16 protein-coding genes are annotated in these 20,437 nt (G+C 69.4%); 9 read left to right on the top strand and 7 right to left on the bottom strand.

The annotated features are described in order from the left end of the window. Positions 1-103 precede the first annotated feature (103 nt). From wecB to IEY88_RS08080, 4 genes are read left to right on the top strand one after another with little or no spacing between them, the layout of a single operon-like run. On the top strand, positions 104-1,360 hold the full coding sequence (wecB, locus tag IEY88_RS08095) for a non-hydrolyzing UDP-N-acetylglucosamine 2-epimerase (RefSeq protein WP_189153983.1): 1,257 nt from the start codon (positions 104-106) through the stop codon (positions 1,358-1,360). Next, positions 1,357-3,126, top strand: a complete 1,770-nt coding sequence (locus IEY88_RS08090; RefSeq protein WP_229693177.1) for a DUF2334 domain-containing protein — start codon at positions 1,357-1,359, stop codon at positions 3,124-3,126. Before wecB ends, IEY88_RS08090 begins: the two co-directional genes overlap by 4 nt. 56 nt (positions 3,127-3,182) lie before the next feature. Then, positions 3,183-3,797 (top strand): hypothetical protein, encoded by a 615-nt coding sequence (locus tag IEY88_RS08085; RefSeq protein WP_229693176.1) that lies wholly within the window; start codon positions 3,183-3,185, stop codon positions 3,795-3,797. A 34-nt stretch (positions 3,798-3,831) separates the two neighbouring features. Further along, on the top strand, positions 3,832-4,569 hold the full coding sequence (locus IEY88_RS08080) for a hypothetical protein (RefSeq protein ID WP_189153982.1): 738 nt from the start codon (positions 3,832-3,834) through the stop codon (positions 4,567-4,569). Positions 4,570-4,608: 39 nt separating this feature from the next. Here the strand turns inward: IEY88_RS08080 and IEY88_RS08075 are convergent, their stop codons facing one another. From IEY88_RS08075 to IEY88_RS08045, 7 genes are all read right to left on the bottom strand, one after another. Continuing rightward, complete coding sequence (locus tag IEY88_RS08075) at positions 4,609-6,126, bottom strand: alpha/beta hydrolase (protein WP_189153981.1); 1,518 nt, start codon at positions 6,124-6,126, stop codon at positions 4,609-4,611. A 13-nt stretch (positions 6,127-6,139) separates the two neighbouring features. Next, a complete protein-coding gene (locus tag IEY88_RS08070; protein ID WP_189153980.1) occupies positions 6,140-7,666 on the bottom strand; it encodes an alpha/beta hydrolase in 1,527 nt (508 codons plus the stop codon). Between the two features lie 166 nt (positions 7,667-7,832). Further along, on the bottom strand, positions 7,833-8,807 hold the full coding sequence (locus IEY88_RS08065; protein ID WP_189153979.1) for an ABC transporter substrate-binding protein: 975 nt from the start codon (positions 8,805-8,807) through the stop codon (positions 7,833-7,835). A 17-nt stretch (positions 8,808-8,824) separates the two neighbouring features. Continuing rightward, positions 8,825-9,859, bottom strand: coding sequence for an ABC transporter permease (locus IEY88_RS08060; protein WP_189153978.1), 1,035 nt, complete (start codon positions 9,857-9,859; stop codon positions 8,825-8,827). Continuing rightward, the gene (locus IEY88_RS08055) at positions 9,859-10,623 is read right to left on the bottom strand and encodes an ATP-binding cassette domain-containing protein (RefSeq protein ID WP_189153977.1); all 765 of its coding nucleotides are present in this window, start codon (positions 10,621-10,623) and stop codon (positions 9,859-9,861) included. Before IEY88_RS08055 ends, IEY88_RS08060 begins: the two co-directional genes overlap by 1 nt. Next, on the bottom strand, positions 10,620-11,660 hold the full coding sequence (locus IEY88_RS08050; RefSeq protein ID WP_229693175.1) for a class I mannose-6-phosphate isomerase: 1,041 nt from the start codon (positions 11,658-11,660) through the stop codon (positions 10,620-10,622). Before IEY88_RS08050 ends, IEY88_RS08055 begins: the two co-directional genes overlap by 4 nt. After that, positions 11,657-12,640 carry a LacI family DNA-binding transcriptional regulator gene (locus IEY88_RS08045; protein WP_189153976.1) on the bottom strand — a complete coding sequence of 328 codons (984 nt, stop codon included), beginning with the start codon at positions 12,638-12,640 and terminating at the stop codon, positions 11,657-11,659. The genes IEY88_RS08050 and IEY88_RS08045 overlap by 4 nt, the downstream gene beginning before the upstream one ends. Before the next feature lie 372 nt (positions 12,641-13,012). On the opposite strand from IEY88_RS08045, the gene IEY88_RS08040 reads away from it, so the two are divergent. The 5 genes from IEY88_RS08040 to IEY88_RS08020 all read left to right on the top strand — a co-directional run bounded on the left by IEY88_RS08040 (position 13,013) and on the right by IEY88_RS08020 (position 20,381). Beyond that, complete coding sequence (locus tag IEY88_RS08040) at positions 13,013-15,220, top strand: GH92 family glycosyl hydrolase (protein WP_229693174.1); 2,208 nt, start codon at positions 13,013-13,015, stop codon at positions 15,218-15,220. 28 nt (positions 15,221-15,248) lie between these two features. Beyond that, positions 15,249-17,462 carry a helix-turn-helix transcriptional regulator gene (locus IEY88_RS08035; protein ID WP_189153975.1) on the top strand — a complete coding sequence of 738 codons (2,214 nt, stop codon included), beginning with the start codon at positions 15,249-15,251 and terminating at the stop codon, positions 17,460-17,462. A gap of 94 nt (positions 17,463-17,556) precedes the next feature. After that, positions 17,557-18,351, top strand: coding sequence for a 3-methyl-L-tyrosine peroxygenase-related protein (locus IEY88_RS08030; RefSeq protein ID WP_189153974.1), 795 nt, complete (start codon positions 17,557-17,559; stop codon positions 18,349-18,351). Between the two features lie 78 nt (positions 18,352-18,429). Further along, entirely contained in the window at positions 18,430-19,341 is a 912-nt protein-coding gene (locus IEY88_RS08025; RefSeq protein ID WP_189153973.1) for an ABC transporter ATP-binding protein, read from the top strand. Then, the gene (locus IEY88_RS08020; RefSeq protein ID WP_189153972.1) at positions 19,338-20,381 is read left to right on the top strand and encodes an ABC transporter permease; all 1,044 of its coding nucleotides are present in this window, start codon (positions 19,338-19,340) and stop codon (positions 20,379-20,381) included. The genes IEY88_RS08025 and IEY88_RS08020 overlap by 4 nt, the downstream gene beginning before the upstream one ends. The last annotated feature ends 56 nt before the right edge of the window (positions 20,382-20,437 follow it).

The following is a 20,437-nucleotide window of genomic DNA, read 5'->3' as shown; positions in this document are numbered from 1 at the left end:
ACCTTCGCGAGGCGGGGTACCAATTGATTGTCTGCGGTGTTCACACACCGCGCTGATGGCGCACGTTCGCCGCGCGTGCCTGGACAGTTCAAAGAGGTAGAAGATGGGACTAAGTGCCCTGGTGCCCGGCCCTCGGCAGTTCTGCCGGGACGAGGTTCCCGAGGTTTTCCTGGTCGCGGGAACGCGCCCGGAAGCAGTGAAGATGGCACCGGTGGCCGCCGCTGTGTTCGCTTGCGGTCGTATTCGGCCCGTGCTCGTGAACTCCGGTCAGCACCCCGAGATGGTCGACCAGGCGCTCGAGTCGTTCGGCTTCGCGGCCGACGTCAGGCTCGAGCTGAACCGGGTCACGGGCGGCCAGGCCGAGCTGACCAGCCAGCTGATCGAGGAGCTCGACCGGCTCTTCACCGAACGCTCGCCGGCCGCGGTGCTCGTGCAGGGCGACACGACGACGACGCTTGCGGGCGCGCTCGCCGCGTTCTGGCAGCAGATCCCCGTCGTGCACCTCGAAGCCGGCCTGCGCTCGCACGACCTGACCTCGCCGTTCCCCGAGGAGGGGAACCGCAAGGTGGTCGGCCAGCTCGCGTCGCTGCACCTCACGCCGACCGCCGGCTCGGCCGCGCACCTCGCCGCGGAGTCGTTGCAGGGCAACAACGTCCTGACGATCGGCAACACCGTGGTGGACGCCGTGCTCGACGTCGCCGCCCGCCGCGCGCCCTACGGCGACAGCAGGCTGCAGGAGATCGAGAACAGGGTCCACAGCGGACAGTCGCGGCTCGTGCTCGTCACCGCGCACCGCCGCGAGTCGTGGGGTGAGCCGCTCGACGACGTGCTGCACGCCGTCGCGGACGTCGTGGCGGCCCGGCCCGACGTCGAGGTCGTGCTCCCCGCCCACCCGAACCCCGCGGTGCGCCGGCAGGTGCTGGACGTGCTCGGCGGCGTCGCCCGCGTCACGATCACCGACCCGCTGCCGTACGCGCAGATCGCCCGGCTGCTCGCCCAGTGCACGCTGGTGCTGTCCGACTCGGGCGGCATCCAGGAGGAGGCGCCGTCGTTCGGCGTCCCGGCGCTGGTGCTGCGCGACGTGACCGAGCGCATGGAGGCCGTCGAGTCGGGCTGCGCCGTCCTCGTCGGCACCGACCGGGCGCGCATCACCGCGCTGACCGTCCAGCTGCTCGACAACCCCGCCGCGCGCGAGGCGATGACCGCCGACGGCAACCCGTTCGGCGACGGGCTCGCGTCCGTGCGCACCGAACAGGCACTGGCCTGGCTGCTGGGCCTGCAACAGCAACGACCCGTTGAGTTCGCTCCGTACGCGGGCAGCGCGACCGTGCGCATGTCCGGAGAGGTGGATGTCGCATGAGAAGCCGACTCTTCCAGGCCGCGGCGGGAGTGGCGCTCGCGGTCGCGATGATTCCGGCGCCCGCTCAGGCGGCGCCCATCTCGCTGAACCTCGACCCGGTCGGCGAGCTCGTCGAGAACGCGCTGCCGGCGCCGCCGAAGCCGCAGACCAAGCCCGCGACGACCAGCACGCGCATCGCCAAGCGCACGACGCAACCCACTGCGGTGTCGTCCGTGGTGGGCACCCTGGCCAAGGCGGCGGCGACCGGCACGAACGGTGGCGGCGCGCCGGGAGCCAGGTCGACGCAGAAGACGTTGGTGCTCTACGACAGCACCGGTGCCTGGAGCTGGCTCGGCGAGGCGTACGCGGTGCAGACGGGCAACCTCGTCTCGCACGGCAGCCCGTACGTCATGCACCCCGTCGGGTCCTATGTGGCCGGTGAGATGTCCGGCTACACCGGCGTGATCTACATCGGCTCGACCTACGACGAGCCGATCCCGGTGGCGTTCCTCGACGACGTGCTGGCGGGCAGCAAGCCGGTGCTGTGGATGGCGAGCAACATCTGGCAGCTCACCGCCCGCGCGCCCAGCTTCGCCACCACCTACGGCTGGAACTGGGTCCAGTACGACTTCGGCACCGCGAACACGGTCCGGTACGAGAACACCGACCTCGGCCGCAACCCGCTCGCGGCCCCGTCCGGCCTGATGATCACCTCGATCACGAACCCGGCGATCGCGTCGGCACCGGCGATCGCGACCGGCTCGGCCGCCGGCCCGATCAACTGGGCCACCAAGGCCAGGAACCTGACCTACATAGGCGAGATCCCGTTCAGCTACGTCGACCACGGCGACCGCTACCTGGCCGCGGCGGACCTGATCAGCAAGGTCTCGAACCCGACGATGGCCGACCGCAAGCGCGCGCTGGTGCGCATCGAGGACGTCGGCCCCGACGCCGACCCGAACGAGCTGCGCGCGGTCGCCGACTACCTCAAGTCGCAGAACGTGCCGTTCACCATCGCGGTCTACCCGCGCTACGAGAACCCGCTGGGCGCCGACAACAACGGCGTGCCGGAGGCGGCGAACCTGGCGCAGAGGCCGCAGGTCGTGAGCGCGTTGCGGTACATGACCCAGCGCGGCGGCACGATCCTGATGCACGGCTACACGCACCAGTTCGGCAAGGCGGTCAACCCGTACGACGGCCGCAGCGGCAACGACTTCGAGTTCTACACGGCCCACGTCGACGAGAACGACAGCGTGATCTACGACGGACCGGTCCCCGGCGACTCGGCGGCGTGGATGCAGGGCCGCATCAACTCGGCGACGACCGCGTTCGCGCTGGCCGGTTTCGCGAAGCCCGCCATCTTCGAGCCGCCGCACTACGCCGCGTCCGCGGTGGACTACCAGGTCATCCAGCAGAACTTCGGCAAGCGCTACGACCGCGGCCTGTACTTCGGCGGGTACTGCCCCGGTGGCGCGTGCGGCACGGGCACGCCGCAGTACGACAAGATCTACGGCCAGTACTTCCCGTACCTGGTCCGCGACGTCTACGGCTCCGTCGTGGCGCCGGAGGCGGTGGGCAACGTCGAGCCCGAGCCGTTCAACAACCACCCCGCCCGCCTGCCGGCCGACCTGGTCAAGACGGCGAACCAGCTCAAGGTGGTCGATGATGGTGTCGCGAGCTTCTTCTACCACCCGTACCTCGGTACCGGGTACCTGCAGCAGACCGTCGCGGGGCTGAAGGGCGCGGGCTACCAGTTCGTGTCCGTCGGCACCCTGATGGCTGGCTGATCCCGAACGAGGCCGGGAGATCTCCGCGGGATCTCCCGGCCGGCCAGGAGGTCGTTGTGCGCTGGGCGTGGGCCGTGCCGCTGGTCGTGCTGGCCGCGTGTTCGGCTCCCGGTGCGCCGCAGCCTCCGCCGACCGACGAGGGCTGGCAGGTCACCGTCTACTACACCGCCGTCGAGCAGTTCCACAGTGGACCTACGGCTCCCGTGCGGGGATGTCCGGTCATCGACTGCGAGAACGGGAACGACCTGCTCGGCACGTTCCCCCAGTCGTTCGCGAGGGCCGTGAAGGACGAGGGTACCGGCCGCACGGCGGACGGCCGGTACCTCAACTGGTCCCACGACAAGGGCTACTGGCTCGACACCGAACCGCGTGACTCGTTCGGCAAGCCGTTGCGGCCCTTCGTCTCGGCCGCCGCCGACGGGGTGAGGACGGGCTCGCGGATCAAGCTCGTCTCGTGTGGACAGACCCCCGAGGGCGGCAACGTCGACGCCGCCGTGTGCCGGAAGCTCGCTTCCTCGGCGTGGGAGATCACCGACGAGTTCACGCCGGGGCTCGGCGGGGAGAGGCACATCGACCTCTACCTCGGCGAGGAGACCGGTCCGAAGTTCACCGAAAGCCCCTGGTACACCACCTTCGCGCAGGCGGTTCTGGAGGTTTCGCCGCCGAACTGACAGGTGTGGGGTCTCGACCAGTCTGGGGGACTGCATGGGATTCCACGTCGTTCTGACCGAGAACACCCCGTACCCGGTCGCCGACCCGCTGGCGGTCGTGCGGGTCGGCGGTGGCCGGGAGGAGACCTTCGACCCGGTCCGCGGCTGGGTCCGCGCCGACCCGAGGTACCGCGAGTGGTTTTCGAACACGCGGATCTCCGAGGCGGACGAGGTGATCGCGCGGGTCGGCCCGCCGCCGTCACTGGACGACGAGAAGTGGAACCCGCGCAACGCCGAGCGGACGATGAACGCCATCGAGGGCTACGGCGACGTGTACCTCCGCTTCGCCGTCGAGGACGGCGGACACCCGTTCGACGATCCGGTGGACCTGGTTCACGAGCAGTTGTACGGCAACCGGGTGTGGTTGTCGTGCCTGCCCGATCTCTCCTGGAGCACGAGCAGAACCGCGGGACGGCTCGTCCGCATCACCGAGGAGGAGTCCGATCGGATCGAGGAGGTCCTGGCGCGGCGGGTGTTCGGAGACGCCGAGTTCCGCCACTTCGCCGTCGTGGACCGCGAGCACCCCCGCCTGGACGACCCGTACCTCCTGCTCCGGGAGCACTCCGGCGTGGACGCGTTCGGGCACCTGCGTCTCCGCTTCTACGAGCGCTACGACGAGAACCGCGAGTGGGTGCCGGTCGGCCGGCAGTCCCGCACCGGCAAGCCGGTGGTCGGCAAGCTGCTCGACCACCTGCTCACCTCGTGGACGCCGCCCGAGTACCACGGTCAGTGAACCGCGGCGGCCGACGCGCGACCGCCGCGGCTCCGAGCGTCACCAGCCGAGCCGGACCGCCAGTTCGCGTGCCTTGGCGAGCGGGTTGCCCGTGCTCTGACCCGGTTCCGGCAACGGGATCCCGGGACAGCTCAGGTCCTTCGCCGGCACCACGCCGTCGACGAGGTAGCGCTCGACCACGTCGTTGACGCAGCCGTTGCCGAACCCGTAGATGCCGTGGTCACCCTCGTCGCGCACCGTCAGCAGGCGCGAGTTCGCGAACTTGGCGTGCGCCCGCTGGGCGCCCGCGAGAGGTGTCGCGGGGTCGCGCACCGACTGCACCATCAGCGCCGAGTCGACGCCCTTGCCGTTGGGGCGCTTGAGGTTCACGTCCGGCCGGTCCCACCACGCGCACGGCCCGGTGACCTGGAAACCGCCGACGAGCGGGTTCTTCCTGACGCTCCGGTTCCCCTCGCGCTCCAACGACTTCCGGTCGCCGCGGAACGGGGTGTCGTTGCAGACGATCGCCATCTGCGTGCCCATCACGCGGTCCGGGTACTGCTTCGGTGCGGCCAGCGCCTGCACACCGGGGTGGGCGATCATGCCGAGCAGCTGTGCCGTCGGCTCGAACGAGTCCTTGCTGTAGAGGCCCGTGAAGATCAGGGCGTCCAGCAGGACGGACGTGACGACGGTGCCGTCGGGCAGCGTGAAGGGCTGCTCGGCGAGCCTGGCACGCGTGGACTCGTAGGTCTGGCGCACCTCCTCCGCGGTCTTGCCGAGGTGGAACACGGCGTCGTACTTCGCCACCCACGGCAGGAAGTCCGCGCGGAACCGGAGCTCGGCGCCGGGCGGGAGGTTGTCGAAGACCTCCTGCCACGACTCGGTGAACTCGGTGTTGGAGTCGAGCACGACCTTGTCGAGCGTCTTGGGGAAGTACGTGGCGTAGTGGGCGCCCATCCAGCTGCCGCCGGAGTACCCGACCCAGCTGACCTTCTTCCTGCCGATGACCTGGCGCAGCAGGTCGAGGTCGCGCACGGTCTGCTCGGTGGTGATGTACCGGCCGAGCTCGCCGGACTTGGTCTGGCAGAACTTCGCCTGCAGCTCCATGCCGCCGTAGACCAGGTCGAGGTTCGCCCTGCTGCGGTCACGCCAGTCGACGGTGAACCGGTGTTGGTAGCCGCCGCACGTGACGTTGTCGCTGGCGCCCGTGCCGCGCACGTCGATGCCGTAGACCTCGGCGTTCTCGCTGAGCTTCGGGCGATCGAGGAAGACCATCGGCATCGTGCGTCCTTCACCGCCCGGCCCGCCGGGGTTGGTGAAGACCGCGGACTTCGCCTTGCCGGACTTCGGAACCGTGCGGCTGACCGCGATCGTGATGGTCTTGCCGTTGCGCGGGTTGTGCCAGTCCATCGGCGCGGTGAAGCTGCCGCACTGCAGCCGTTCGAAGCCGGGCTCGTCGGTGCACTGCTCCCACGCGATCTTCTGGTCGGCCAGGCCGGCCGCCTGGGCCGGTGGGGCGACCAGCAGCGAGGTGGCGGTGACGGCGGTGAGCGTCGCCGCGATTCTCTTGCGGTACATGTGTTTCCCCCTTCTACTTGCCGAGGTGGGTGGCGAGCCTGCGTGCGTCCGTGAGCGAGGTGCCGCTGTTCTCGCCGGGAGCGGGCAGCGGAACGCCGGGGCAGGACAGGTCCTTCGCGGGAGTGACGCCGTCGACGAGGTAGCGCTCGACGACGTCGTTCACGCACGGGTTCCCGAATCCGTAGATGCCGTGGTCGCCCTCGTCCTCGACGGTGAGCAGCACGGAACCCTTGAAGTTCCGGTGAGCCCGCTGCGCCTGCTCGATCGGCGTCGCGGGGTCGCGCACCGACTGCACCATCAACGTCGGAGCGACGCCGATCCCGTTCGGCTGCTTGAGGTTCACGTTCGGCCGGTCCCAGAACGCGCACGGGCCGGCGATCTGCGTGTAGCCGACGAGTGGCCACTTGGCCCCGTCCCGCGCACCGTCGCGTTCCAGGAACTTCCTGCCGCCGTGGAACGGGGTGTCGTTGCAGAGGATCGAGTAGGCGGTGCCGGTCTGGGCGTCCGGGTAGTTCGCCAGCGCGTTCATCCGCGCGGGCACCGCACCGGCCAGTTCGGCGAACGTCCGCGCGCCGTCGGCGAAGCTGTCCTTGCTGTAGAGCGTGCCGCGCAGCAGGAAATCGAGCGTCACGCCGTTGTACACGCCTTCCGGCCGCGTGACGGGCTGCTCGTTCAGCTTGGCGCGGGTGCGTTCGTAGGACTGGCGCACCTCCTCGCCGGTCTTGCCCAGGTGGTAGACGTTGTCGTACTTCGCCACCCACGGCAGGAAGTCGACGCGGAACCGGCGCTCGAAGGCCATGCCCCAGTCGTCGAAGATCGGCTGCCACGGCGACGTCCAGTCGACGTTGGAGTCGAGCACGATCCGGTCGAGCGTCTTGGGGAAGTACGTGGCGTAGTAGGCGCCCATCCAGCTGCCGCCCGAGTAGCCGAGCCAGCTGACCTTCTTCTTGCCGAGCACCTGGCGCAGCAGGTCGAGGTCCTTCACCGTCTGCTCGGTGGAGACGTACCTGCCGAACTCACCGGACTTGGTCTGGCAGAACTTCGCGAGCAGCTCCATGCCGCCGTAGAGCAGGTCCAGGTTGGCCTTGCTGCGGTCACGCGGATCGACCTGGTCTTCGGTGTTGAAGCTGCCGCACGTGACGTTGCTGCTCGCGCCGGTGCCGCGCACGTCGATGCCGATGATCTCGGCGTTCTCGCTGAGCTTCGGCCGGTCGAGGTAGAGCAGCGGGATCGTGCGTCCGGGACCGCCTGGGCCGCCGGGGTTGGTGAAGACCGTGGACTTCGCCGTGCCGCTCTTCGGCGTCAGGCGGCTGACCGCGATGGTGATGGTCTTGCCGTTGCGCGGGTTGTTCCAGTCCATCGGCGCGGTGAAGCTGCCGCACTCCAGTCGTTCGGAGCCTGCCGGGAAACCGGGCGGCGGAGTGTCGAAGCACTTCTGCCACTGGATCTGCTGTGGCGGTGCTGCCAGCGCCTGTGGTGCGACGAGCAGCGATGTGGTCGTGACGACGGCGAGTGATGCCGCGATTTTCCTTCGTAGCATTCGAGCCCCCTCCAATGTGCCTACAGCTCATCGGTTCCCAGGGGGTGGCAGCATCGGCCTTTCGGAGGCGAACGGGTACGACTCTCGTCTTACGCCGTTGCGGGCAAACCCTGATGACGTACGTCATCGGACGCACCAGGGAAGGCCCTGGTGCGTCCGATCCGGGTCAGCAGGACTTCTTGTAGAAGTACTTCGAGTTGGCCGCCGCGTCGTCCTTCGTGATGGCGACGAGCTCGGTCTCGATGTTCCGCTTGTTCTCCTTGCCGTCGATCGCGGCCAGTGCCTGTTCGACGCCCTGCTTGCCGATCGTGGCGGGGTCCTGCGCGATCAGGGCCTGCACGATGCCCGCCTGCAGGTCCTCCACCTGCTTCGGCGAGGCGTCGAAGCCGACCAGGTTGACCGCGCCGGTCTTGCCCGCGTTGCGCAGGCCGGTCGCCGCGCCCTCGCCGGAGTTGAGGTTCGTCGCGAACACGCCGATCAGGTCGGGGTTCGCGGCCAGGGTCGCGGTCACCTTCGAGGCCGCGGTGGCGGGCTCGTTGTCGGTGTACTGCTGCCCGATGTACTTGAGGTTCGGGTAGGCCTTGATGGCGTCCTCGAAGCCCTTGGCGCGGGCATCCGTGGTGGAGGTGCCGGCCTTGGTGTTGAGCACCAGGACCGAGCCGGACTTGCCGGCGGTGAGCTTGTTCAGCGTCTCGGCGGCGAGCTTGCCGCCCTGCTCGTTGTCGGACGAGATCGACGAGACGCCGATCGAGGTGTCCTGCAGCTTGGTGTCGACCTCGACGACCTTGATGCCGGCGTCCTTGAGCTGCTTCATGGGGCCGGCCATGGCCTTGTCGTCGGTCGGAGCGATGAGGACCGCGGCCGGCTTCGACGCGAGGATGCCGGTGACGATCGGGGTCTGCTGCGCCGCGTCGAACTTCGCGGGGGCCTGGGTGTCGAACTCGTACCCCGCGGCCTTCGCAGCCTCCTCGAAACCGCACTGCATCGAGATGTAGAACGGTTCCGCGGTGATGCCGGGGATCAGCACCAGCTTCTTGTTCGCGGCGGAGCCGCCAGAGTTCGAGTCACCGATCTGGCCACCGCCGCCACACGCGGCCAGCAGGAAAGCGGCTGACACAGCCACTGCGGAGCGGATCTTCATTGGTCCAGCACCTCTCCCTAACGTTGGTTGCGCGCCCGCCGCCGCGTCTGGTCCAGCCACACGGCGGCCACCAGCACGATCGCGACGGCGATCGGCTGCCAGAACTCCTTGACCCCGATGATCACGAGGCCCTTCTCCAGCACCGCCGGGATGAACACGCCGAAGACGGTGCCCAGCACCGAGCCCATGCCACCGAAGATGCTCGTCCCACCCAGGACGACGGCGGCGATCGCGTTCAGGTTGTCCGTCTCGTGGCCCGTGACGACCGCGACGCGGAAGAACGCGTTGCCCATGAACCCCGCGAGACCCGCCAGCGTGCCGGCGAGCAGGTACACCTTCGTCAGGTGGCCGCGCATCGAGATGCCGACGCGCCTGGCCGCTTCCTCGTTCGACCCGACCGCGTAGGTGTAGCGACCGAAACGCGTGGTGCTCAGCAGAAGCGCGCCCAGAGCGGTGACGACCGCCGCCACGATCACGATGTTCGGGATGCCGAGGTACGTACCGGAACCGAACGTGCGGTTCAGCTTGTCCGGGATGCCGGAGACGTTGGAACCGTTGTTCAGCAACAGGGCCGCGCCCTGCGCCGCGCCGAACGACCCCAGCGTCACGATCAGCGGAGGGATCTTCGCCCATGAGATCAGCAGACCGTTGAGCAGGCCCCACGCCGCGCCGCTGACGACGGCGACGAGCAGCCCGAACCCGATGACGCCCCAACCGGCCTTCGTCGCGTCACCGCCGGACACCGCGTTCATCGCCATCGCGGACGACACGCTCGCGAACACCAGCACCGAGCCGACGGACAGGTCGATGCCGGACGTGATGATCACGAACGTCATGCCGACCGACAGCACCAGCAGCACCGCGGTCTCCGCGAGCAGGAACTGCAGCGTGGTCACCTGGAAGATCGCGTCCGGCCGGATCGCGCCGAACGTGGCGACCAGGACCAGCAGCACCAGGCCGATCCAGAGCGTGTTCGCGCCGGTCAGCCGTTTGAGCAGCGACGTGTGCTGCTCGTCCGGGAGAGATGACAACGTTGTCTTCTCGGTGGTCATCAGGCTGCGTCCTCCTGGGTCAGCGCTCCGGTCATCGCGCCGACGAGTTCTTCCACGCTGGTGTCGGAAGCCTTGAAACGGGCCACCCGGCGGCCGAGGCGGAGCACCTCGACGCGGTCGGAGACCGTGAGCACCTCGGGCATGTTGTGCGAGATCAGCACCACGGCGACGCCTTCGTCGCGCACGCGCCTGATCACGTCCAGCACACGTTCCCGTTGCACCACACCGAGTGCGGCTGTCGGCTCGTCCATGAACACGAGCTTCGACGCCCACGCCACCGACCGTGCGACGGCGACGGACTGGCGCTGGCCGCCGGACAACGCCGCGATCGGCACGTCGATGCTCTGCAGCGTCGCGCCGAACCGGGTGAAGTGCTCGGAGGCCTGCCGACGCATCGCCTTCTTGTCCAGCACGCCGAAGAACCCGAGGACGCCGGGCTTGAGGATCTCCCTGCCCAGGAACATGTTCGCGGCCGGGTCGAGGTCCGGCGCGATCGCGAGGTCCTGGAACACCGTCTCGATGCCGAGGTCGCGGGCGTCGTTGGGGGAGTTCAGCACCAGCGGCGCGCCGTCGAACGTCAGCGTGCCGCCGGTCGGCTGCTCCACCCCGGACAGGCACTTCACCAGGGTGGACTTGCCCGCGCCGTTGTCGCCGATCAGCGACACGACCTCACCGGGGTAGGCGGTGAAGGAGGCACCGCGGAGAGCTTCCACGGTGCCGTAGCTCTTCGTGAGATCACGAGCCTCCAGCAGGGGCTGGCTCACGCGGTCACATCCTCCATCGACGACACAGCGGATAGAACGGGCGGACGGCAGCGGATCGCCACCAGGTCACCGGACAGCGCCAGCTCGCCGGCCGCGTGCGGCACGACGAGGGTGCTGCCCTTGTGCACCTCCAGCTCGCCGAGCTGGCCGGAACCCTCCAGCACGACCAGCACGGCGAACGACGGCTCCAGCGCGAAGGAGCCCTCCACGTGCAGGCGGTCGGCCTGGAAGAACGGGTCCGCGTCGCGGCCGAGGAGATCGACCGACGGCGCCCACTTCGCGGACGTCTGGCGCACCAGCTCCTCGAGCTTGCCGCTCCAGCCCTGCCGGTCGACGCAGTCGAGCGCGACGTCGTAGCCGAGGCCGAGGTGGCCGATGTCGCCGTTGGCGAGGAAGCCCTGCCACTCCAGCGTCACCGAGAAGTCCGTGGGCTGCTGCAGTTCGACGATGAACACGCCCTCGCCGATCGCGTGCGGCACACCGGCGGGCACGAACACCGTGTCACCGGCCCGGACGCACACGGGGTTCAGCGCGTCGAGCATCGCCCTGGTGTTCTGCGTGGCGACCCACTCGGCGACGGTCTCGGCCGGCACGTCGTCGCGGAATCCGATGTAGACGGTCGGGTCCGGGCCGGTCGTGCCGACGACGATCCACGCTTCCGTCTTGCCGTGGCGGCAGTTCAGGTGCGAGGACGCGAAGGCGTTCGACGGGTGGCAGTGCACCGGCAGGCGCTGGCCCGCGTCGAGCAGCTTGACGAGCAACGCCGTGTCGCCACCGAACTTCGCCGCGTGGTCCGCGCCGAGCCACCCCGTCGGGTCCGCCTGCACCGCGTCACGCAGGAGCACGCCGTTCGGCAACGTTGTCAACCCGGCGTCGCTGCGGCCGTAGAGCGTCGTCGTGGAGGCCACCCAGTCCTCGGGGCCGAAGTCGCCGCTCGTACCGCCGCGCAGCGCGGCGATCGCCTCACCGCCGCGGTAGAACTGCTTCGGCTGGTTGGCAGGCAGGTTGACTGGCTGGTGGAGCACACCAGAACTCACGCGTGGACCTCCCCGGATCCTCGTGGCACCAAGCGCACCGGCAGCACGACGCGGCGCGGTGGTGAGTTGTCGCCGTCCAAGCGGGCGAACAACAAATCGGTGGCCGCCTTGCCGAGCGCGCTCGCGTCGTGCGCGATCACGGTCACCGGCGGCGACAACAGGTCGGCGAGTTCGAAGTCGTCGAAGCCCACCAGGGCGGGCCGTTCCGCGACGCCCGCGAGCGCGCGGAGGACGTACACGGTGATGCGGTTGTTGCCGGCCACGACAGCAGTGGCGGGCTCACGCATGGTGTGCAGCCGTTGCAACGTGGTCGCGACGCTGCTCTCGTCGTGCGGCCCCATCGCCACGAGCTCCTCGTGGTACCCGATGCCGGCCCGCACGCAGCCCTCGCGGTAACCGCGGAGGCGCTCGTTGGCGGTGAAGATGTCCGGCGCGTCACCGAGGAACGCGATGCGGCGGTGTCCGTGCGCGGCGAGGTGTGTGACCGCCTCGACGGTGCCGCCGATGTTGTCCACCAGCACCGTGTCGGCCACGACGTCACCCGCGGGCCGGTCCAGGAACACCACGGGCGTCCCGGCGCGCATCTCCGGCACCAGGTAGCTGTGCTGCAGGCCGGCGGGCACGATCAGCAGCCCGTCCACCCTGCGCGAGCAGAACTCCAGCGCCAGCTCGCGTTCCCGCCCGGGGTCCTCGTCGGACGACCCCGAGATCACCTGTCTGCCGCGCAGACGGGCGATTTCCTCGACAGCCCGGGTCACGCCGGAGTAGAACGGGTTGCCGACGTCCTCCAGCACCAGCCCGATCGTGCCGGTGGACGAGCCCCGGCGCAGGTTGCGGGCACTCAGGTTCCGCCGGAACCCGAGCTGGTCGATGGCCGCGAGCACGCGCTCGGCGGTGGACGGGTGCACGCCCGGCTCGTCGTTGACCACGCGCGAGACGGTCTTGATGCTCACGCCCGCGAGCCGCGCGACGTCGTTCATCGTCGCGCGACGTACCTTGCGCTGACCGGCTACGGGCCCGCTGGGGGACAACGTTGTCATAGTGGCCGTATCTCACCCCGGCTTTACGGCCTTGTCAACCGTTTCCTCACCGGTTCAGCGCTGCCATCACGATGGCTGATGTCCGGAATCGGACAAGTGATCGTCATGGTCTTGACCTTGCCCGTGTGCGCTCAGCGATGATCTGGTGACGGACAGCGCCGCCGGCCACCGAGGGCGGCGAGGTCCGGCGAGAAGGCCCCCGGGCCGGGGTGTGCATGCGGCGGCGGTACCACCCCGGTCCGGTCCCTCACCACCCGACCGGACCACGCGGCCGTCCCGCCGGGGCCCGGAATCACATCTAGGGTGATTGTCGTGGAAGCACTGGATCCCATCGAGTCGGTCAACACCTTCATCGGCACGAAGGACGAGGGTAACACGTTCCCCGGCGCCTCCATGCCGTTCGGCAAGGCGCACTCCAGCCCGGTCGGCTCCCACTACGCGGGCTACCGCTACGACGACCAGCGGATCCGCGGCTTCGGGCACTTCTTCCTGTCCGGCGCGGGCTGCTGGGAGCAGGGCGGCCTCGTCCCGATCCTGCCGGTGACCGGGTTGCCGCAGAGCTTCGACCACAAGCGGTACGCCACCGCGTACACGCACGACGGCGAGATCGGCAAACCCGGCTACTACAAGGTCAAGCTGGACCGCGACATCACCGTCGAGTGCACCGCGACCACGCGTGCCGGCGTCGAGCGCTACACGTTCCCCAGCGGTGTCGAGGGCACGCTGCTCGTCAACGTCGGCCAGGCCAACGACAAGGAGCCGGTCAGCGCCAGCTCCGTCCGGGTCGTGGACGACCGCACGATCGCCGGAACCGTGGAGACGCAGGCGTTCTGCGGTGGCCGGCCGTACGTCACCTACTTCACGACGAGGTTCGACCGCCCGTTCACGCAGTTCGGCACCTGGGGCCCGGCGGGACCCAGGCCGGGCCAGCGGGAGTCCGCGGGCGGCGCCGGGCTCAGGGGCGCCTGGGTGACGTTCGAACCCGGCCCGGTCACGGCCACGACCGCACTGTCCCAAGTGGACGAATGGGGTGCCGCGAACAACCTCGGGGCCGAGACCGCCGGCAAGACCTTCGACGACCTCCGCAACGAGGCCCAGGAGGCGTGGCGCGCGGAGCTGGGCTGCATCGAGATCGACACGGAGGACTGGGACGAGCGCGCGGTCTTCTACACCGCGCTCTACCACGTGCTGCTGCAACCGCTGACCGGCAGTGACGCGGACGGCCGGTACCGCGGCTTCGACGGCCAGATCCACCAGGCCGACGGCTGGACCTACTACGAGTACTACTCGCTGTGGGACACCTACCGCGCGCACAACCAGCTCCTCGCGCTGATCCGCACGCAGCGGAGCAAGGACATCGCACGCAGCATCCTGGCGATCCACGAGCAGGGCGGCTGGCTGCCGCGGTGGGCGTACGCGAACCAGGAGACGAACTGCATGACCGGCGACCCGGTCACCCCGTTCCTCGTCGACCTGTGGCGCTTCGGCCACCTCGCCGGGTTCGAGGAGCAGGCGTACCAGGCGTTGCTGCAGAACGCCGACGGCGTCCCACCGGCCGCGAGCAGGTTCCAGGGCCGCTCCGGCAACCCGAACTACCTCGCCAGGGGCTTCGTCCAGTACGACAAGCGCTTCCCGAAGAAGGGGCAGGACACCGACCCGCACCACGGCGCGTCGGCGACCCTGGAGTACGCGCTGGCCGACGCCACGCTCGCGATCATGGCCGAGGCGCTCGGTCACCGGGAGGACGCGGATCGGCTGCGCGCCCGAGGCCTCCACCACCGCGGCCTCTGGGACAACAACGTCACGGACCGGGGCTTCACCGGCTTCCCGCGGCCCAAGTTGCAGAACGGCGCGTGGCTCACGCCGTACACGCCGCAGGGCCCCGAGGGGTTCCACGAGGGCACGGCGTGGCAGTACCAGTGGCTCTGCCAGCACGACATCACCGGGTTGATCACGGCACTCGGTGGCAGGGCGGCGGCCGAGGCGAGGCTGGACGACTTCTTCGCGTACGCCGACCTGCTCGTCGACCCCAAGCGGACGGTCCGGGAGAAGTGGGTCGTCGGGCCCTACGACTACTACAACCAGTTCAGGTACAACCCGAACAACGAACCCGACCTGCACGCGCCGTGGATGTACGCGCTGATCGGCAAGCCGGAGAAGACGTCGGTGGTCGTGCGGGCCGCGCAGACGTTGTTCGTCAACGGACCGGCGGGCGTCACCGGCAACGACGACCTCGGCACGATGTCGGCCTGGTACGTGTTCAGCGCGCTCGGGATGTACCCGGCCGTGCCCGGCACCGGTGAGTTCGTGCCGCACGCACCCAGGTTCAAGAGGGCCGTGATCCACCTGGAGAACGGCGAGGACGTCGTGATCGAGGCCGAGGCGGCCGACGTCACGAAGACGCAGGTGGTGCAGCGGATCCGGAGCGGCTGGCTCTCGAGGTCGAAGGACCGGATCGAGCTCGCGGAGCTGTTCTCGGGGACCAGGCTCGAGGTCGACCTCCGCACACTTCCCAATTGAGATGCGAGAACGGTCGTACGCTGATGTGATGGGCGTCTGCGCGAGCTGTGGCACGGGGTTCGCGCCCCTGCCGTCGCGAGCGCGCTACTGCTCGAACGCGTGCCGTCAGCGCGCCTACCGCCGTCGTTCCGCCGGCACGTCCACTGTGGTCGCCGAGCTGCCCTCGTACGGCGACGTGTTCGTCGGCAGGGAGAGCGAGCTGGCGGAGCTGCTTCCGTTGCTGCGCAAGCACAGGATGCTCACGCTCGTCGGGTCGGCCGGGGTCGGGAAGACCCGGCTCGCGGTCGAGCTGGCCCGGCGCGCCAGACGGGCCGAGGTCCGCACCGTCGAGCTGGGCAGGCTGAGCCGGCCGGGGCAGGTGGTGGAGGCGTTCGCGGAAGCTGTTGGGGTGTACCAGCAAGCGGGCGTCGCGCTGCGGACGACGTTGCTGCAGGAACTGGGCAACCGGCGGGTCCTGTTGCTCGTCGACAACTGCGAGCACCTCGTCGAGGAGAGCTGCGAGGTGGTGGACGCGCTGCTGTCGCGCTGCCCGCACGTGCAGGTCCTCGCGACCAGCCGGGAAGCGCTGCGGTCGATGGGCGAGGTCGTCTACCCGGTGCACGGACTGGAGGCCGACGCGGCGAGGTTGTTCGTCGAACGCGCCGGCACGAGCGGCGACCCGGACGTGATCGAGGCGATCTGCGCGCGGCTCGACGGGGTGCCGCTCGCGGTGGAACTGGCCGCGAGGCTCTCCGTCGCGCTGCCGGAGCTCGCGGCCAGCCTCGACCACCGGCTCGACCTGCTCAACGGCCTGCGGGGCGCCATCGCGTGGAGCCACGACCTGCTGACCGCCGACGAGCGGGAGCTGTTCCGGCGGCTTGCGTTGCTGCCTGGCGGGTTCGGGCTGGAGATCGCCGAGGTCGTGCACGGCGGTGCGGTGATCGGGCTGCTCACGGCGTTGCAGGCGAAGTCGTTGGTGGCACGGGAGAACGACGGCCGGTTCCGGATGCTCGAATCCGTTCGCCTCTACGCCGCGGAACAGCTGGAGGAGCACGGCGAGCACGAGGTGACGGCCGAACGGATCCTTTCCTGGCTGTGCGAGAAGGGCGAACCCGGCGTCTCGTCGTCGATCCTCACGCCGGAGCAGGTGCGAGCGCTGCACGAGGAGTACGACAACGTGGCGTACGCGTTCGCTCATCTGGTGGCGCCGCGGGACGACCGTCGCCTGATGCTCGCCACGATGCTGCTCAGGGTCTGCTTCGACCGCGGCTACTTCGCCCAGGCCGGCGCGGTGCTGATGCGGGTGCTGCACCAGTCGCCCGCCGACGCCCGTTACCGGATCCTCGCGCTGGAGTACGCGTCTTTGCTGGCGAGCCACGAGGAACGGCACGACGAGGCGGTGCGGCACGCCCTCGAAGCCGTCGAGACAGCGGAGACCGGCGGTCAGGACCTGATCATGTGCCGCCTGTTCCGGACGTTGGCGGGCGCTTACGACGGTCTCGGCGATGAGCCGAACGCGGCAGCGTCGTTGCGTCGGTCGATCGAGTACGGCGTACGCAACGGCAACGACGTGAGTGTCGCTGTGTCCAGCCAGAACCTCGGCTGGCGGTTGCTCGTCCAGGGTGACGTCGACGCCGCCGCCGTGTTGGTCGAGGACGCGTTGCCGGTGCTCAGAGTCCATGCACGGCAGGACGTCGTGGCCGTCGCGGTGCACACGGCGGGCTGCATCGCGTTGGAGCGCGGGGACCTGGTGACGGCCGGGGCCCGCTTCGCCGAGAGCGCACGCCTGACGGCGGACAACCCGCGGGCCGCGCTGGAGTCGGTCGAGGGCCGTGGCCTGGTCGCGATGGCGTCCGGACGGCACGAGCTCGGCGTGCGGCTTCTGGCCGCCTGCCAGCAGATGCGCACGACCTGGGTCGTCCCGTGGGAGCCGTGGTGGCGGCGGAAGATGACCGCCGCGCTGGACCTCGCCCGGCAATCCCTGTCGTCGGCGGCATTTCAGCGAGCGCTCGGCGCGGGCCGGGCGATGGACGCGCGGCACGCCCTGGAAACCGCGCTGGACAAGGAGATCGTGCGGCACCCGGTGCTCAGCGACCGGCAGCGCATGGTCGTCGAACTGGTGGCGCAGGGCCTGACGAACGCGCAGGTCGCGGGCAAGCTCGGCATCTCGCACCGCACCGTGGAGTCCCACGTGCACAACGTGAAGACCGCGCTGGACCTCTCGACCCGCGCGCAGCTCGCGGCCTGGGCCCAGTCGCACTGAGACGTCCAACTGAGACGTAACGCTGCGGTTCATCCGGATGACTTCTGGCCCCCCGCCGTTCATCGTGGGCAGGACGACGAAGGGGAGGGGTGACGTGGAACCGTTCCGCCTGCTGCACCCCGACCTGGTGCCGCAACGTCGCGAGTCGCTGCAGCACGCCGCGTCCACGCTCGTCCAGATGGGCCTGGACGACACGGTGCTCTCGGCGTCGCCCGTGCACCAGCGCCTCGCGCGCGTGGTGCTCGCGAGCAGCGGCGTCATCGAGTGGACGCCCGGCTTCCGGGTCCAGGACGGCGCCCTCGACGAACGCTTCGGCGTCGAGCGGGTCGGCGGCGACCGCGGCGGTGTGTTCCTCTCCGGCGTCCTCATCGCCTACCTCGACGTGCTCGAGAACGCGGCCAGGATGGGCACCTCGATCCCCGAGGACTCCTGGCGCACCCTGCTCTGGGCCCCGACCGCGCTCTTCGACCACGTGCTGCGCCGCCCCCAGGTCGGCATGACCGTGGTGACGCCGGGCTGCGGCACCGAGACCCTCCCGTTCGAACGCGTGCGGGCGGGCCAGCGCCTCTACTTCGCACTGATGCAGGCCGCCCGGTTCGCCGTCAGCGGTGTCGTGCGCGCGCAGGACGACTGCCCGCTCGTCGAGGACTGCGTGACGCTCGCGACCGCATGCCTCCGCGCGGCGTCGGTGGCACTCGCGTTCGCGGTCGACGTCCCGGGCGAGGTGCCGCCGCCGGTCGTGGAGACCGCCGAGCACCGGTACCTGTGGCAGGTGCTCAGCGAGGTGCGCACGGCGGTGCCCCGCGCTCGCTTCGAGCAGTTCGCCGCCGCGCTGCGGAGGTTGAACGACGTCTACACCTCTTGCCCGTTGCTGGTGGCGGGCGGCTGACCTCGTTCGTCTCGACTTCGCGGCTACTTTGGTCGTTTCGCGGCTCGAAGCTCGAAGTGCTGACCTACCGTCTCGCCCATGACGGAGGAACGGTCGGCGGTCGTGGTGCGGGACGTCCGCAAGAGCTACGGCGAGCTGAAAGCGGTGGACGGGGTCTCGTTCACCGTGGCCGAGGGCGAGTTCTTCGGCATCCTGGGGCCCAACGGCGCCGGGAAGACGACCACGCTGGAGATCGTCGAGGGACTGCGCGAGCCCGACAGCGGCGAGGTGCGGTTGCTCGGTGAGAGCCCGTGGCCACGCAACGTGAAGTTGTTGCCGCGCATCGGTGTTCAGCTGCAGGCGTCGTCGTTCTTCGAGAAGCTGACGGCGAAGGAGCAGCTGCAGACCTTCGGCGCGCTCTACGGCGTGAGCGCCGGCACGGCCGCGGACATGCTGGAACTGGTCGGCCTCGCGGACAAGGCGAACGAGCAGGAGAACAAGCTCTCCGGCGGTCAGCGCCAACGACTCTCGATCGCGTGCGCCCTGGTGCACGACCCGGACATCGTGTTCCTCGACGAACCGACCGCGGCGCTCGACCCGCAGGCCCGCCGCAACCTCTGGGACGTGCTGCGCGCCATCAAGGAACGCGGCAAGACCATCGTCTACACCACCCACTACCTCGATGAAGCCGAGATCCTCTGCGACCGCGTGGCGATCATGGACACCGGCCGGATCCTCGCGCTCGACCCGCCCGCGGTGCTGGTGCGCGGTCTCGACGCACCGACCCACGTGACGCTGCAGAAGGGCGTCCTGTCCGTTGTGGACGCTTCCGCGCTCGACGGCGTCGACGAGGCCCACGAGGACGAGGTGTCGCTGACGCTCTCCACGCGGCGGCCTGCTCCCGTGCTGTCGGCGCTGGCCGAACGCGGCGCGCTCGACGGCTTGCAGGTCCGCACGGCCACCCTCGAAGACGTCTTCCTCAACCTGACCGGGCGGGAGTACCGCGCATGACCGCGTTCAAGACGCTCTCGGTGGCGATGCTCAAGGGCTTCGTCCGGGACAAGGTGACGCTGTTCTTCACCTTCCTGTTCCCGTTGATGTTCCTGGTGATCTTCGGCCTGATCCTGCGCGACGCCGGCGCGGACAAGACGAGGATCGCGGTGGTCGGGGACGGCCCGATCGTGTCCGCGTTGCGCGACAGCGGGGCGCTGGAGCTCGAGCCCTACAACGACGAGAACTCCGCCGTGCAGAAGGTCAAGGACGGCGACCTGCCTGCCGCGCTGATCATCCGCGGGCAGCGGCTGGACGTGCGCTTCGCACAGAGCGACCAGGTCAAGTCCGCGACGGTGCTCGGGATCGTCAACGGGTTCGTGGACAAGGCGAACCTCGCCGCGACCGGTCAGCCGCCGACCTTCACGTTCGCCGCGGAGAAGGTCGAGGACGCGTCGCTCAAACCGATCCAGTACCTCACGCCGGGCATCTTGTCGTGGGGTGTCGCGGTGTCGGCGGTGTTCGGTTCGGCGCTCACCCTCGTGTCGTGGCGCCGCAAGCAGGTGCTGCGGCGCATCCGGCTGGCCCCGATCTCGACGACGTCCGTGCTGTCGTCGCGGATCCTGGTCAGCACGGGCGTCGCCCTGGTGCAGGGCGCGACCTTCATCGTCATCGCGTCGCTGCCCCTGTTCGGGCTGCGGCTCTCCGGGTCGTGGTGGCTCGCGATCCCGTTGCTGCTGCTGGGAACCATCGCGTTCTTCGCGCTCGGCATGCTGGTCGGCGCCTTTGCCAAGACCGAGGAGGCGGCCTCGGCGGCCGCGAACATCGTCGTGCTGCCGATGGCGTTCCTGTCCGGCACGTTCTTCCCCGTCGACCAGGCGCCGGCGTGGCTGCAGGCCGTCTCGAAGATCTTCCCGTTGCGGCACATGAACGACGGCATGCTCGACGTGCTGGTGCGGGGCAAGGGGATCGAAGCGCTGGTGGTGCCGTCGGCCATCCTGGTCGGCTTCTCGCTCGTGGTCGGGTTCATCGCCTCCCGCGTCTTCAAGTGGGAGGAATAGGACATACCCTGACAGGCCCGGTGGTCGTGTGCTCCCCGTCACGGTTCATGATGGGG

This window comes from Lentzea pudingi (assembly GCF_014646255.1).
In the GTDB taxonomy this organism is placed as follows: domain Bacteria; phylum Actinomycetota; class Actinomycetes; order Mycobacteriales; family Pseudonocardiaceae; genus Lentzea; species Lentzea pudingi.
This window is presented reverse-complemented; position numbering and strand designations above follow the sequence as displayed.